13 protein-coding genes are annotated in these 15,445 nt (G+C 65.1%); 6 read left to right on the top strand and 7 right to left on the bottom strand.

Annotation, left to right across the window (positions count from 1 at the left end):
• Positions 1-13 precede the first annotated feature (13 nt).
• From LRP30_RS14600 to LRP30_RS14575, 6 genes are all read left to right on the top strand, one after another.
• Positions 14-1,408 (top strand): FAD-linked oxidase C-terminal domain-containing protein, encoded by a 1,395-nt coding sequence (locus LRP30_RS14600; protein ID WP_249760771.1) that lies wholly within the window; start codon positions 14-16, stop codon positions 1,406-1,408.
• The gene (locus tag LRP30_RS14595; RefSeq protein WP_249760770.1) at positions 1,405-2,931 is read left to right on the top strand and encodes a sugar ABC transporter ATP-binding protein; all 1,527 of its coding nucleotides are present in this window, start codon (positions 1,405-1,407) and stop codon (positions 2,929-2,931) included. The genes LRP30_RS14600 and LRP30_RS14595 overlap by 4 nt, the downstream gene beginning before the upstream one ends.
• Positions 2,924-3,874, top strand: a complete 951-nt coding sequence (locus tag LRP30_RS14590) for an ABC transporter permease (protein ID WP_091887688.1) — start codon at positions 2,924-2,926, stop codon at positions 3,872-3,874. The genes LRP30_RS14595 and LRP30_RS14590 overlap by 8 nt, the downstream gene beginning before the upstream one ends.
• Positions 3,871-4,848, top strand: coding sequence for an ABC transporter permease (locus LRP30_RS14585; protein WP_249760769.1), 978 nt, complete (start codon positions 3,871-3,873; stop codon positions 4,846-4,848). The genes LRP30_RS14590 and LRP30_RS14585 overlap by 4 nt, the downstream gene beginning before the upstream one ends.
• Before the next feature lie 42 nt (positions 4,849-4,890).
• A complete protein-coding gene (locus LRP30_RS14580) occupies positions 4,891-5,865 on the top strand; it encodes a sugar ABC transporter substrate-binding protein (RefSeq protein WP_164934569.1) in 975 nt (324 codons plus the stop codon).
• 76 nt (positions 5,866-5,941) lie between these two features.
• On the top strand, positions 5,942-6,229 hold the full coding sequence (locus tag LRP30_RS14575) for a YciI family protein (RefSeq protein ID WP_128939187.1): 288 nt from the start codon (positions 5,942-5,944) through the stop codon (positions 6,227-6,229).
• A 314-nt stretch (positions 6,230-6,543) separates the two neighbouring features.
• On the opposite strand, the gene LRP30_RS14570 is transcribed toward LRP30_RS14575, so the two are convergent.
• From LRP30_RS14570 to LRP30_RS14540, 7 genes are all read right to left on the bottom strand, one after another.
• A complete protein-coding gene (locus LRP30_RS14570) occupies positions 6,544-7,536 on the bottom strand; it encodes an oligopeptide/dipeptide ABC transporter ATP-binding protein (RefSeq protein WP_249760768.1) in 993 nt (330 codons plus the stop codon).
• Positions 7,533-8,522 (bottom strand): ABC transporter ATP-binding protein, encoded by a 990-nt coding sequence (locus LRP30_RS14565; protein WP_164934568.1) that lies wholly within the window; start codon positions 8,520-8,522, stop codon positions 7,533-7,535. The genes LRP30_RS14570 and LRP30_RS14565 overlap by 4 nt, the downstream gene beginning before the upstream one ends.
• Before the next feature lie 19 nt (positions 8,523-8,541).
• Positions 8,542-9,465: an ABC transporter permease gene (locus LRP30_RS14560; protein WP_128934788.1), complete on the bottom strand. Its 924-nt coding sequence runs from the start codon at positions 9,463-9,465 to the stop codon at positions 8,542-8,544.
• The gene (locus LRP30_RS14555; RefSeq protein ID WP_249760767.1) at positions 9,462-10,403 is read right to left on the bottom strand and encodes an ABC transporter permease; all 942 of its coding nucleotides are present in this window, start codon (positions 10,401-10,403) and stop codon (positions 9,462-9,464) included. Before LRP30_RS14555 ends, LRP30_RS14560 begins: the two co-directional genes overlap by 4 nt.
• Before the next feature lie 17 nt (positions 10,404-10,420).
• The gene (locus LRP30_RS14550; RefSeq protein ID WP_249760766.1) at positions 10,421-12,025 is read right to left on the bottom strand and encodes an ABC transporter substrate-binding protein; all 1,605 of its coding nucleotides are present in this window, start codon (positions 12,023-12,025) and stop codon (positions 10,421-10,423) included.
• Positions 12,026-12,417: 392 nt separating this feature from the next.
• Positions 12,418-13,842 carry an NAD-dependent succinate-semialdehyde dehydrogenase gene (locus tag LRP30_RS14545; RefSeq protein ID WP_249760765.1) on the bottom strand — a complete coding sequence of 475 codons (1,425 nt, stop codon included), beginning with the start codon at positions 13,840-13,842 and terminating at the stop codon, positions 12,418-12,420.
• Positions 13,843-14,010: 168 nt separating this feature from the next.
• Entirely contained in the window at positions 14,011-15,444 is a 1,434-nt protein-coding gene (locus LRP30_RS14540) for a PepSY domain-containing protein (protein WP_249760764.1), read from the bottom strand.
• Position 15,445: the final 1 nt, after the last annotated feature.

The following is a 15,445-nucleotide window of genomic DNA, read 5'->3' as shown; positions in this document are numbered from 1 at the left end:
AGAGGGAGCAAGGATGGGACCGCGGGTCAGCACGGCAGCATTGGCCGATCGCCTCAATGGCATGATCGGCCCGCGCGCCAGCGTCGCGCGCGGCGTGCTCGATCAGCATGGGCAGAGCGAGTCGCATTACCGTAATCTGCCGCCCGACATCGTCGTCTTCCCCGAAACGACGCAGGAAGTCGCCGAGATCGTGAAACTCTGCGCGAGCGCGGGGATGCCGATCGTCCCGTTCGGCGCCGGCACCTCACTCGAAGGCAACGCGGCCGCGGTCGCCGGTGGCGTCTGCTTCGATTTCGCGCGCATGAACAAGGTGCTTGCTGTGCACGACAGCGACATGGATGTCGTGGTGCAGCCCGGCATAACACGAAAACAGCTCAATGCGGAGCTGCGGGCGACCGGCCTGTTCTTTCCGATCGACCCGGGCGCGGACGCCTCGATCGGCGGCATGACGTCGACGCGCGCTTCCGGCACCATGGCGGTGCGCTACGGCACCATGAAGGACAATGTCATGGCGCTGGAGGTGGTGCTCGCGGATGGGCGCGTGATCCGCACCGCCAGGCGCGCGCGCAAATCGGCGGCCGGCTATGATCTGACGCGCATGTTCGTCGGCGCCGAAGGCACGCTCGGCGTGATCACCGAGATCACGCTGAAGGTACATCCCGTGCCGCAGGCGATCTCGGCCGCGGTGTGCAGCTTCGATAGCCTGCACAACGCCGTCGATACCGCGATCTCCGTGATCCAGTCGGCAATCCCCGTCGCGCGCATCGAGTTGCTTGACGACGTCATGATGCGCGGCGTCAATGCCTACGCCAAGCTCGGCTATCGCGAGGCCCCGACCTTGTTTTTCGAATTCCATGGCTCCGAGGCCTCCGTCGCCGAGCAGGCCGAGGCCGCGCAGGCCATCGCGGCCGACCATGGCGGCCATGGCTTCGCCTGGGCCAAGGCACCGGAAGACCGCAGCCGGCTCTGGCACGCCCGCGACAACACGCTCTATGCGGGCCTGGGCCTACGACCCGGTGCACGCGCGGTGATCACGGATGTCTGCGTGCCGATCTCGCGGCTGGCGGAATGCCTGATAGAGACGCGGCGCGATGCGGACGAGCATGGGTTTACAGCCCCGATCGTCGGCCATGTCGGCGACGGCAATTTCCACATGCTGATCCTGATCGATCCGGCAAAGTCCGAAGAGACCGAAGGCGCCAAGGCGCTCCAGGCCCGCATGGTCGCGCGGGCCATCGCCATGGACGGCACCTGCACCGGCGAGCACGGCATCGGGCTCGGCAAGATCGATTATCTCACCGACGAGCTCGGCGAGGCCGTCGACGTGATGCGGCAAGTCAAGACCGCGCTCGACCCGAACGGTCTCATGAATCCCGGAAAGATCTTTGCCAGCGGAGCGCAGGCATGAGCAGCGCAGCATTGGCCGTTGAGCCCTCCTCGCCCACACCGCTCTTGGAGCTGCGCGGCATCAGCAAGGAATTTCCAGGTGTCAAGGCGCTGGATGACGTGTCCTTCGCTGTCTATCCCGGCGAGGTCCATATGCTGCTGGGCGAGAACGGCGCCGGCAAGTCGAGCCTGATGAAGGTGCTGTGCGGCGCCTACCGCGCCGATGCCGGCCAATTCTTCTACAAGGGCGAGAAGGTCGAGATCAGCTCGACCGCGGATGCTCAGAAGCTTGGCATTGCCGTCATCTTCCAGGAATTCTCGCTGGTCCCCTATCTCGATATCGCCCAGAACATCTTCCTCGGCCGCGAGCCGAAGGGCCGCATTCCCGGCACCATCGACCGCCGCAAGATCCTGGCAGACGCGCGTCGTGTCCTCGGCACCATCGGTTTCGACATCGATCCTTCCACCACCGTCGACAAGCTCGGCGTCGCGCAGCAGCAGATGGTCGAGATCGCCAAGGCGATCAGCCAGAACGCCCGCATCCTCGTGATGGACGAGCCGACCGCAGCGCTGTCGGACCGGGAGACCGAGCTGCTGTTTGCGCTGATCGCGCGGCTGAAGGCCGATGGCGTGTCGATCGTCTACATCTCGCACCGCATGGCGGAAGTGTTCGCGCTCGGCGACCGGATCACCGTGCTACGCGACGGCCGCCGCATCGATGGCGTCCGCCCCGCCGACGTAACGCCGGACCAGCTAGTCCGCATGATGGTCGGCCGCAATGTCGACATGACCTATCCGCGCAACTTTGCTGACAAGCCCGGCGAGGTGCTGCTCGAGGTCAAGGGCCTGACCGCGCCGACCGGCATCTCCGACATCAACATCGAGGTGCGCCGGGGCGAGATCGTCGGCCTGTGCGGCCTCGTCGGATCCGGCCGCAGCGAGGTCGCCCGCGCCATCTTTGGCGCCGATCCCGTAACATCCGGCGAGATCGTCTTCGACGGCAAGACCATTTCCGGCGAGCCTGACCTTGCCGCCCGCCGCGGCATCGCCCTGATCCCCGAGAGCCGCAAGAGCGAGGGCCTCGCGCTGCTGCGATCAGTCAGCGACAATCTGGTGGTGTCGGCGCTACGAAAGCTGTTCCCGAGCGGCCTGTTCGACCAGCGCAGTGCGCAGCGCACCTCCGACGGACTGATCCGGCAATTGAGGATCGCGACACCGAGTGCGCGCCAGACCGTCGGCCTGCTCTCGGGCGGCAACCAGCAGAAGGTCGTGATCGGCAAGTGGCTGGCGGCTGGCTCAAAGCTGTTCATCTTCGACGAGCCGACGCGCGGCATCGACATCGGCGCCAAGTCGGAGATCTTCGCCCTGATCGACCGACTGGTGGCCGAAGGCGCAGCGGCCCTCATGATTTCGTCCGAACAGGTCGAGATCTGCCATGTCTGCGACCGCGCCTATGTGATGCGCGAGGGACGCATCGCCGGGCACCTGACACGCAACGAACTGACCGAGGAGAACATCGTGCGACTGGGGATGCATCATGCGTGAAGCCGCGGTCGTCTCTCAACCCAATCCACTGCAACGCATTCCCGGCGTTGCCATGGTGCTGGTGCTGCTGATCGCGCTGTTCAGCGCAATCGCGCCCGGCTTCCTGTCGGTCGCCAACCTCTCCAACGTGCTGGTGCAATCGACCATCCTGACCATGCTCGCGCTGCCGATGACCTTGATCATCATGACCGAGGGGCTGGACCTGTCGATGGGCGCGGTGCTGACGCTGACCTCCCTCTGCGTCGCGATCGTGTCGCTCGCGACGAAATCGATGTTGCTGGGTTTAGGTGCCGGCCTGCTGGTCGGCGCCGGATTCGGCATCGTCAACGGCTGGCTGGTTGCGATCCTGGGCATCCCGCCCTTCGTCGCGACGCTGGGCACGCTCGGCATGGCGCAGGGCCTGTCGCTGATCGTCAGCGACGGCCAAAGCGTGGTCGGCATTCCCCACAGCGTGCGCGACATCTACTCGGCGACGCTGCTCGGCATTCCCGTGCCGATCGTGATGGCGCTGGTGACCTACGCTGCGTTTCACGGCCTGCTCTATCACACCCGCTTCGGCACCTACATCTTCGCACTCGGGGGCAATCGCGAGGCGCTGCGCTATGCCGGACTCTCGCCGAACAAGCTGCTGATCGCGGTCTACGCGATCGGTGGCGCCATGGCGGGAATCGCCGGCCTGTTGATGACCGCGCGGATGAATTCCGGCCATCCCACCGCCGGGCTCGGCCTCGAATTTGACGCCATCGCGGCCGTCGCCGTTGGCGGCACGTCCTTCGAGCGCGGCAACGGCTGGCTGCTCGGCACCGTGCTCGGCGTCATCGCGGTCGGCGTGTTGCGCAACGGGCTGAACCTGATCTCACTGCCGTCCTCGGTGCAGGTCGCAAGCGTCGGCGTGCTTGTCATCGTCGCGCTGTTCCTCGATGGCCTCAGGAGCCGCGCATGACCGACATCACCAAAGACGCCATCGCGCCGCCCCGCTCGTTCCTGTCGCAGGACGCGATCCAGGTGTTCTATCGCCTGCTCGCGGCACTGCTGATCTGTGCGGTACTGGCCGTGCTCAGCGATTCCTTCCTGAGCCTCGGCAACATCCTCAACGTGCTGAGGCAGGCGAGCCTGACCTTCTTCATCGCCTCCGGCCTGACGCTGGTGGTCTTGACCGCCGGCCTCGACCTCTCTGTCGGCGCCAATGTCGCGCTGTCGGCCTGTATCGCCGGCACGGTGATCCACAAGACCGGCTCGCCGGCGCTCGGCATCCTCACCGGGCTTGCCTGCGGCGGCATCGTTGGCCTCCTCAACGGCGTCATGGTCACCGCGCTCCGCATCCCCTCCTTCATCGCCACCTACGGCATGCTCTGGGTGCTGAACGGCCTCACTTATTGGTACATGGCGGGCGAGACCCTTCACGGCTTCCCGGCCGGCTTCCGCCAGATCGGCAGCGGCTATCTGTTCGGCCTGCCGATCCCGGTCTATCTGCTGCTGGTGTTCCTCGGAATCGGGACGCTGTTCGCGCAACGGACGATCTGGGGCCAGGAGATCTATGCGATCGGCGCCAATCCGGTCGCGGCACGGCTATCAGGCATTCCGGTCGCGCGCCGCCTGCTGCTGGTCTACGCCGTCTCCGGCACCATGGCGGGGCTCGCCTCGATCATCTTCCTGTCGCGGCTGAATTCGGCCGAGGCCGACATCGGCGAAAGCCTGACGCTGCCGGCGATTGCGGCCGTGCTGATCGGCGGCACCTCGCTGTTCGGCGGCGTCGGCACCGTGTTCGGCACCTTCATCGGCGCTCTAATCCTGACCTTGGTGCTGAATGGCATGAACCTCTTGTCGGTCAGCGCCAACTGGCAGCCGCTGGTGACAGGCATCATCGTCATTCTCGCGGTCTGGCTCGACATGAAGACCCGCCGCCGCGCGCAATGAGCTTTTAGAAATCCAACAAGCAAAATGAGGGATGGAGGCTACATGAAACTGAAACTTGGCTATCTGACGCTGCCGCTGCTGATGGCGGCTGCGTTCACTACGGGGGCGCGCGCCGACGGCGAGACCATTGCCGTCTTCACCAAGAACCAGACCAACCCGTTTTTCCAGACGGTGCGGGTCGGCGCCGACAACATGGCGAAGACGCTGAACGCGAAGACGCTGCAGTACATCCCGACCAAGCCCGACAGCATCCCCGAGCAGCTCAGCCAGATCGAGGACGTCGTCGTGAAGAAGCCGAGCGCGATCGTCTTCACGCCGGTCGACTACAAGGCGATGGTGCCGGGGGTCGAGAAGATCAACGAGGCCAAAATCCCGGTCGTCAACATCACCGACCGCTCGGCCGGCGGCAAGTTCCTCTCCTTCGTCGGTGCCGACGATTACAGCCTTGGGCTCGAGACCGCGCGCTACCTGCTCAAGACGCTGGGCGGCAAGGGCAACATCGTCATCATCGAGGGCGTCAAGGGCTCGCTGACCAATGTCGACCGCGTCCGCGGCTTCAACGCTGCGCTGAAGGAGGCTCCGGGGGCCAAGCTCCTGGCCTCGCAGCCCGGCAATTACCAGCGGCTGCAGGCGCTCCAGGTGATGGAGAACCTGATGCAGTCGAACTCGCAGATCGACGGCGTGCTCGCCGCCAACGACGCCATGGCGGTCGGCGCGATCGAGGCGCTCGACGGCGCCAACCGCAAAGCCCAGGTGATCGGCATCAACGGCACCAAGGAAGCGATCGACGCGATCAAATCCGGCAAGCTGCTCGCGAGCGGCGACTATAACGGATTTGCGCAAGGCTGCCTCGGCACCATGATGGCGATCCGCTCCTTGCGCAACCAGCCGGTCATCAGCGAGATCGTGCTGAAGCCGACCGTCATCACCAAGGACAATTTTGGGCCGTTCGACGTGCCGCTGGAGCAGCGGACCTGCCCGACCTTCGAGGAAGCGGGCAAGCTCGGCGCCAAGTAGACTAACCGATCACGTCAAGCACGGACGGCCGCCGCCGCGGCCGTCCCAAGAACTAAAGCAAGAAACGGAGACCACCATGCTGTTCGCCATTCACGCCGTCGACCGCGCCGGCGCGCTGCCGACCCGGCTCGCCAATTACGACGCCCACAAGGCTTTCCTGAGCGACACATCGCGCTTCGGCGTCAAGATCGTGATGTCTGGGCCGCTCGTTTCCGACGACGGCGCGACCATGATCGGCAGCCTGTTCCTGATCGAGGCGCCCGGCCGTGGCGAAGTCGAGGCCTTCAACCGCGCCGATCCCTTTGCTGCCGCCGGCATCTGGGAAAAGGTCACGATCACGGGCTTCCTGCGCCGGCAAGGTTGAGGCCGGCCAAATCAAAAACGCAAAAACAACCCCATGCACAGTAGAACGGGGTTGTTTTTGCATACAAATTTCCGTCGCGTCGAGCGCGATTTAGCTCGTCGATCGCAAAGTGCAATGGCTTCAGGTTGAATCGATTCCGGGGCGGCTCGTTCACCTCTCCCGCTCGCGGGAGAGGCCGGCGCGCAGCGCCGGGTGAGGGCTTTCTCCTCTAGGGGACTGTCCCATTGCGGAGACACCCTCTCCCCAACCCTCTCCCGCAAGCGGGAGAGGGAGCGCACCCTCGGTGCAGCAAACAAGCCTGATCTCATCACGCTTTAGGCGCTCGTCGCGGCAACGCCCTCTTCGAGATGACAGGCCACCCACTGCTCGGCTCCAATCGCGCGAAGCACCGGCTCCTCGGTCCGGCAGCGATCGAAGACGAAGGGGCAGCGGGTGTGGAAGCGGCATCCGCGCGGCGGATTGACCGGGCTCGGCACGTCGCCCCTAAGAATGATCGGATTGCGCTGGGCGCCGGGCTCGGGCAGCGGCACCGCGGAGAGCAGCGCCTTGGTGTAGGGATGTCTCGGTGCCGCAAAGATCTCGCGGCGCGGGGCCACCTCGACGATCTTGCCGAGATACATCACCGCGACGCGGTGCGTCATGTGCTCGACGATCGCGAGATCATGGCTGATGAACAAGAGCGCGAGGCCGAACTCGCGCTGGAGATCCTGGAGCAGGTTGACGATCTGCGCCTTGACCGAGACGTCGAGCGCGGAGACCGCCTCGTCGCACACGATCAGTTCGGGCTCGGCCGCCAGCGCTCGCGCGATCCCGATGCGCTGGCGCTGGCCGCCGGAAAACTCGTGCGGCCGGCGGTTCAACGCCTCGCGCGGCAGGCGGACGGTATCCATCAGCGCGGTGACGCGCACCTCGAGGTCTTCCGCGGATTTGGCGAGACCGAAATTGCGGATCGGCTCGGCCAGGATGTCGCGCACGCGCATGCGCGGATTGAGGCTCGAGAACGGATCCTGGAACACGACCTGCACGCGGCGGCGCATCTGACGCATCGTGCTCGGCGCAGCATCGTCGATCCGCTGGCCGTCGAGGATGACCTGTCCCGCAGTGATGTCGAACAGCCGCAGGATGGCGCGGCCGACCGTCGACTTGCCGCAGCCGGACTCGCCGACCAGCGACAGTGTCTCGCCGCGCGCGATCTCGAACGACACGCCGTCGACTGCATAGACGAATTCGGACTTGCGGCCGAACAGGCCGGTCTTGACCGGAAAGTGCTTCTTGAGGTCATTGACCTGGAGCAGCGGAGGACTCATGCCGCGACAGCTCCCTTGGCCGCATAGTGGCAGGCGGCGATGTGACGGGGCCCCTTCTCTTCGAGCCCCGGCGCATATTGCCGGCAGAGATCGGTCGCAAGCGCACAGCGCCCGGCAAAGACGCAGCCGGTGATGGGCTTGCGCAGATCAGGCACCTGCCCCGGGATCTCGGCGAGCCGCGTTGCCGTCCCGGCGAGCGAGGAGCCAAGCTTCGGCACCGCGCCGAGCAGGCCCTGCGTATAGGGATGGCGCGGCGAGCGAAACAGCTCGGCGACTGGCGCTTCCTCGACCTTGCGGCCGGCATACATCACCATCACACGCTCGGCGATTTCGGCGACGACGCCGAGATCGTGGGTGATCAGGATGATGGCCGCGCCAACCCGGCGCTTGAGGTCCAGCATCAGCTTGAGGATCTGAGCCTGGATGGTCACGTCGAGCGCGGTGGTCGGCTCATCCGCAATGAGGAGCTTCGGATTACAGGCGAGCGCGATGGCGATCATGACGCGCTGGCGCATGCCGCCGGAGAGCTGGTGCGGATATTCGCGCACGCGCCGCTTGGGCTCGGGAATGCCGACAAGCGTCAGCATCTCGATCGCGTGTGTCTCGGCGGCCTGCTTGTCGAGGCCCTGATGGATCATCAAGGTCTCGCGGATCTGGCGGCCGACGGTGAGGACCGGGTTCAGGCTGGTCATCGGCTCCTGAAAGATCATCGAGATGTCGTTGCCGCGGATGGCGCGCATCTCACGATCGGACAGCTTCAGGAGATCCTTGCCGGCAAAGCGGATGCTGCCTGCGATCCTGCCCGGCGGCTCCGGGACGAGCCGCATCAGTGACATCGAGGTCACCGACTTGCCGCAGCCGGATTCGCCGACGATGGCGAGCGTCTCGCCCTCGTTGACATGGAAGGACACACCGTCGACGGCGCGGTTGATGCCGCCGGGGGTGCGGAAATGGGTCTGGAGGTTCTCGACTTCGAGCAGCGCCATCGCGATCAGCCTCAATACATCAGAGGCTCTTGGCCATGCGCGGATCGAGCGCATCGCGAAGGCCATCGCCAAGCAGGTTCACGGCGAGCACCGTGACGGACAGGAACGCCGCCGGAAAGAACACGATGTAGGGCTTGACCTGCCACAACGCACGGCCCTCGGCCATGATGTTGCCCCAGGACGGAATGGTCGGCGGCGTCCCGGCGCCGATGAAGGACAGGATCGCCTCCGTGATCATGGCGCTGGCGCAGATATAGGTCGCCTGCACCAGCATCGGCGCCACCGTGTTGGGCAGGATGTGGCGCAAAATGATCATCGGCGTGCGCGTGCCGCAGGCGACGGCTGCGTCCACATAAGGCTGCTCGCGCAGCGACAGCACCACGCTGCGGACGAGGCGTGAGACGCGCGGGATTTCCGCGATGGTGATGGCCAGGATGACGTTGCCGACGCTGCCGCGCGTCAGTGCCATCAGCGCGATCGCCAGCAGGATCGGGGGGATCGACATCAGCCCGTCCATGAAGCGCATCAAAATGCCGTCGGCCCAGCGGAGGAAACCGGAGACCATGCCGATGGCAAGGCCGGCCGCGGATGCGAAGATTGCAACTGAAAGCCCGACCGTGAGCGAGACCCGCGCGCCGAACAGCACGCGCGAATAGATGTCGCGGCCGAGCACGTCGGTGCCGAACCAGAAATCGGCCGACGGCGCCCGCGTGCGCTTGGCCGGCGCCAGCGCGGTGGGGTCGACCGTTCCGAGATGGGCTGCGAAAATCGCGATCAGGACCAACGTCAGCAGCAGCGCGCCACCAATCGCGACGGTGGGGTGGCCGCGCAAGAGCCCGATGAAGCCCCGCCGGATCGTGACCGGCCGCAGGATCTCGGGCAGTTGCGGCGCGACGACGAGGCCGGCGGGAAGCGATTGCGAATTGACGGTCGTATCGGTCAATAGCGGATCCTCGGGTCAACGAGCGTGTAGATGACGTCGATCATCAGATTGACGAGAACGTAGACGAAGCTGAACAGCAGCACGATGCCCTGGATGACGGGATAGTCGCGGCGCAGGATCGCATCGATCGTGAGCCGGCCAAGGCCGGGGATCGCGAACACGCTCTCCGTGACCACCGCGCCGCCGATCAGGAGCGCGATGCCGATCCCGATCACCGTGACGATCGGCACCGCCGCATTCTTGAGCGCGTGAATGAACAGGATGCCGCCCTGCCCGAGGCCCTTGGCGCGTGCGGTGCGGATATAGTCCTGCTGCAACACTTCGAGCATAGCCGCGCGGGTGATGCGCGCGACCAGCGCGATATAGACGCAGCCGAGCGCGATCGCCGGCAGGATCAGGTTCTCGAGCCATGGCCAGAAGCCCGCCGTGAGCGGCGTATAGCCCTGCACCGGAAGCCATTCCAATTCGAGCGCGAAGACGTAGGCGAGCATGTAGCCGACCACGAACACCGGCAGCGAAAAGCCGAACACGGCAAAGCCCATGATGGCGCGGTCGATCAGGCTGCCGGCCTTCCAAGCCGCCACCACCCCGAGCGGCACCGCGACCACGATCGTGAGCAGGAGCGTGACGATCATCAGCGACAGCGTCGGTCCGAGGCGCTGGCCGATCATCGCCGACACCGGCAGATTGGTGAAGATCGAGGTGCCGAGATCGCCGTGCAGGATGCGCCAGACCCAGCTTCCGAACTGGACCAGGAAGGGACGGTCGAGGCCGAGGCTCTGGCGGATGCGCTCCACATCCTCCGGGCTCGCCTGGTCGCCCGCGATCACCACGGCCGGATCACCCGGCGCGATGTAGAGCAGGCTGAACACAAACAGCGCGACGATCGCCATCACCGGCAAGGTCGCGACGATGCGACGGAGGATGTAAGAAGGCATCTGGCTTCAGCGCACGATCATGCGGACTTCGACACGCCCCAGAAGAACGGCAGCGGCCCCTTGGTGATGCCGGAGACGTTCTTGCGCCACGCCGTATAGGTCAAGAAGAAGCCTGTCGGCGCATAGACGACATCCTCGAGCGCCGCCTTATTGACTCGCCCGATCGCTGCCTTTTCTTCCTCGAGATTCTTGGCCTCGAACCAGGCCGTGATTTCCTTCTCGGTATTCGGGCTATTGGGCCAGCCGAACCAGGCCTTGTCGCCATTGGCGCGAATGGCGGTGTAGGCGGCGGGCGTGATGCAGTCGGCGCCGGCATGCCAGCTGTGGAACATGTTCCAGCCGCCCTGCCCCGGCGGCGTCTTCTGCGCCCGGCGAGAGCCAACCGTGCCCCAATCGGTCGCGACGAAGTCGACATTCATGCCAAGCCGTTTCAGGAGGTCCGCAGTGACGTCGCCTTGCGCCTTCGTGATCGGCTGGTCCTGCGCCACCAGACACGTCACCGGCTGGCCGGAATAGCCGCTCTCGGCGAGCAACTTCTTGGCCGCATCGAAGTCGCGCTTGCCCTTGAGGATCTCACCGCCCAGTTCGCTGTAGAGTGGCGTGTCCGGCGTGAAGAAGCCCGGCAGCGACTTCCACAGCGCGGTATCGTCGCCGACGATCGCGCGCATATAGTCTTCCTGGCTGAGCGCCATCAGCACCGCGCGCCGCGCCCGCACGTCGTTGAACGGCGCGAACAAATGGTTCATGCGGAACGAGCCGATATTGCCGAGGGGATCGCCGATGTCGACGCTGATGTTCTTGTTCTTCTTCAGCACGGGCACGAGATCGGCGATCGGGTTCTCCCACCAGTCGACCTCGCCGTTTTGCAACGCCGCGGCAGCGGTCGCCGGGTCCGGCATCACCACCCATTCCACGCGATCAATCAGGATCTGCTTGCCGCCGGCAAGCCAGGATGCCTTCTCCTGCCGCGGGACGTAGTCGGTGAACTTCTCGAAGACGGCCTTCGCGCCCGGCACCCATTCGCCCTTGGCGAACTTCATCGGCCCGGAGCCGACATATTCCGTGATCTGCTTGAAAGGATCGGTCTTGGCGATACGCTCGGGCATGATGAAGGAGCACGGCGCGTTATTCTTGGCCAGCGCATAGAGCATTTTCGGGAAGGGCTGCTTCAAAACCCATTTGAACGTGCGGTCGTCGACAGCGGTCAATTCCTGCTGGATCGCAATGATCATCAACCCCATCGGATCGCGCGCGGCCCAGCGCGATAGGCTCGCAACGACGTCCTTGGCCAGCACCGGCTCGCCGTCATGGAACTTGAGGCCGGGTCTTAAGCGGAATGTCCAGATCTTGCCGTCGTCGGAGGTCTCCTCGGACTCGACCATCTGCCGCTGGGGCTGGAGCGAGGAATCGATGCCATAGAGCGTATCCCAGACCATCGCGGCGGCATTGCGCACGACGTATTGGGTGCCCCAGATCGGATCGAAATTGGCGAGGTTCGCTTGCGGCACGAAGCGCAACGTGCGCGCCGCCGCGCCTTGCGACAGCGCAGGGGCCGAGAGGCCACCCGTCAACGCCAGGCTGCCCGCGCCAGCCAGTCCCTTCAATACGGTCCTGCGATCCATGAAGTCCTCCCACTATTGCCGTGATGCCGGCCATCATTGGCCAAGGGCAGGTGAAACCTGCCCGTTGGCGTGCAAATGGTATGCCACTAACTGCGCCTTCGCCAGCGGCGATTTGGGGGGACTTCGCGCCTCCTTGCAGACGCTGCCGCGATCAAGCGCGGCGCATCGCTGTCACGGCATGTCTTGCCGGAGCTTTTCGTTTCCTTAAGCGCTCGCCAGAAGGATGCAGGCAACGCTATATGCATCCGTGAAGGGACTTGCGGTGGCGACGGTCACGGCCACCGGCCGCGCTGATGTGCCCCGTCAAGCTGTCCGCGCGGGCACAGGATCGCAGGGGTTAGCCTTTGCAGACGGCGCCTCGCACAGTCGCAAGGCTAACCCGTACACTATCCTTACGCGCTCGCCTGGGTGACGAACTTCGTAGTGAGGTAACCCTCGATCGCCTCGAGGCCGCCTTCGGAGCCGTAACCGGAATCCTTGATGCCGCCGAACGGCACTTCCGGCAACGCGAGGCCATGGTGGTTGATCGACACCATGCCGCTCTCGATGTCGGAGCCGATCGCCTGCATCGTCTTGGTCGAGGTGGTGTAGGCATAGGCTGCAAGGCCGTAAGGCAGACGGTTCGCTTCCGCCACGACCTCGTCGTAGCTGCGGAACGAGGTGATCGGCGCAAGAGGTCCGAACGGCTCCTCGTTCATGATGCGCGCATCGCGCGGCACGTCGGTCAGCACGGTCGGCTCGAAGAAGAAGCCTTCATTGCCGATACGCTTGCCGCCGGCCTGCACCTTGGCGCCGCGCTGGACCGCGTCGGAGACCAAGCCCTCCATGGCGTCGACGCGGCGCGGGTTGGCCAGCGGCCCCATACGGGTGTCCTTGTCGAGGCCATTGCCGACCTTGAGGCTCTTGGCGGCCGTCACGAACTTGTCGACGAAGGGCTGGTAGACGCTTTCATGCACGAGGAAACGCGTCGGCGAGACGCAGACCTGGCCCGCATTGCGGAATTTGTTGGCCGACAGGATTTTTGCAGCGTTGTCGAGATCGGCATCCGCGAACACGATCGCCGGCGCATGACCGCCGAGCTCCATGGTGACGCGCTTCATGTGCAGGCCGGCGAGCGCAGCCAGATGCTTGCCGACCGCAGTCGAGCCGGTGAAGCTGATCTTGCGGATGATCGGATGCGGAATGAGATATTCCGACACTTCCGCCGGGACGCCGAACACCAGTTGGACAACACCGGGGGGGTCGGCATAGGCGCGCACCAGCTCCATGCAGCTCGCCGGCGTCTCTTCCGGGCCCTTGACGATGATCGAGCAGCCGGCGGCGAGCGCGGCCGAGATCTTGCGCACGGCCTGGTTGATCGGGAAATTCCAGGGCGTGAAGGCCGCGACCGGGCCGACCGGCTCCTTGGTCACCAGCTGTGAGACGTTGCCCATCCGCGGCGGCACGATGCGGCCATAGGCGCGGCGGGCCTCCTCGGAGAACCAGTCGATGAGGTCGCCGGCCAGCATGGTCTCGCCCTGGGCTTCCACCACCGGCTTGCCCTGCTCCATGGTCATTACCGGCGCGATCTCGGCGGCGCGCGAGCGGATGATGTCGGCCGCTTTCCGCATCAGCTTGTAGCGATCGAACGGCGAGGTCTTGCGCCAGACCTCGAAGCCGGCCTTGGCCGCCTCCAGCGCGCGGTCGAGATCCGCGCGCGAGGCGTGCGGGGTCTTGCCGATCGGCTGGCCGGTGGCGGGATTGAGGATGTCCTCCGACTTGCCGGACGTGCCGTCGGTCCACTCGCCGGCGATGAACATCTGAACTTTCGGGTACATCCTTGGGGTCTCCTGCATGATTTTCGGTCTCCGACGGGTTGGCGCCGCCGCTTCGAGCGAGCGCAGAGCTACACTGAAAGGCAGCCGGCGAAAAGGCGTCAATGATGATGGGGCAAGGCATTGCTGATCTGCTGACCCGACCGTATCGAGCCGCAGTTGCGCCTCAATTCAAGTTGCCAGCGAGGACCGCAAGCGCCGCCAGCCGATGACGATGCCGGTGACGGAGAAGGTCAGCCCGAGCGTACAGAGGCTCACGATCACGACATCACGCAGCCGCGGGTGGGCCAGCAAGACCGGGAGGTCGAGCGTGTGCAACGCGCTGTAAAGCCAGCGGTAGGCGCGCCGCGACGGATCCACTCTTTGCAGCACGTTGCCATCGGCCCCGTCGATGTCGAACCAGAGGTCGCCATCACAGCGCGAGCGGTAGACCGGTGCACCGGGCATTGTGGATAGCGCGGGGTAGTCGTCGCTATCAGGAAGCACGGACGGTGGGCCGCAGCCGACTGTAAGGCGCCCCGTCAGAGCCTGAATCTCGTGCACATCAAGGAATCCCGCCGATCCATCGCGCAGCGCATCCCCTCTCCTGCTCAAGGTCTGACCACCGAGGGCAACCCGATCGCGCCGATAGACATGGCCGTTAAACGCGAACCATTCCGCCTCGCGAGCCGCGGCAGATATTGGCTGCCGATCGAGCGATGAGGCCTCCCGCCAATCCGGCGCGGCGTTCACCACGCCGGCCTCTGTCGGGGTCAATTGCCCGCGCGAGAACAGCCGGCCGTGATCCATCGAGAGCCAGCCGCTGAAGATCCAGGTCAGCACGAAGACCGTCGCTGCGAGGCCAATCAGGTGATGCAGCGCATGCCAGCCACGGTAAGGCGAGGAGATTTGCCTTTTGCCAATCCTGATCCGCACGATCCCGAGCACCGCACCCAGCACAGCCGCGATCAGCGCCAGCAGCGACAAGGTCCAGACCACGCGGTCCCACAGGGTCCAATTGCTGCGCAGGATGGTCGGATAGATCCAGTGCAGCACGCTGCCGACAAGATTCCAGCCGCGCTCGCTCCGCGTCGTATCAAGCACGACCTCGCCGGTCGGCGACGAGACATAGACCTCCGTCCCCGCGGCATCGCCGAGGGCCATGCGAAACAGCGGGCGATGGCGATCGAAGCCATTCGGCACGCTCCACTGATCGTAATCCGCACGGCCGACAATCGTCGCATGCGAGGCATTGATCTCGCGCTGGCGCGCATGAGCCTGCGCAATAGCCAGTGCGACATCAGCGGATTTCACCGACGCGTCGTTCCCGTCGGCCGCGCGGATCGCGCGCTGATGCGATGGACCCGAGACGATGTAGACCGCGCCGTCCCTCCGCTGGATCAGCCGAACGCGCGTGGCATCCACGATCCCGCTCGCAGCAACGGCGTCCGCGACCGAAATCCTCCTCTCTCCGCGATCCACCGGCATGAGTCCGGCAAATCGCTCCGCTTCCGTCAGCGACGGAAACGGAACGAAGTGCATCACGATTCCGCTCGCGAACCACATCGCGAACAGCAGGCAGAACGCGATCCCGAGCCAGCGGTGCGAGAGGACGATCGCGCTCATC

The organism is Bradyrhizobium sp. C-145 (genome assembly GCF_023375135.1).
Taxonomy (GTDB): domain Bacteria; phylum Pseudomonadota; class Alphaproteobacteria; order Rhizobiales; family Xanthobacteraceae; genus Bradyrhizobium; species Bradyrhizobium zhanjiangense.
The sequence above is the reverse complement of the archived record's forward strand: the minus strand, read 5'-3'. Positions and strand labels throughout refer to the sequence as shown.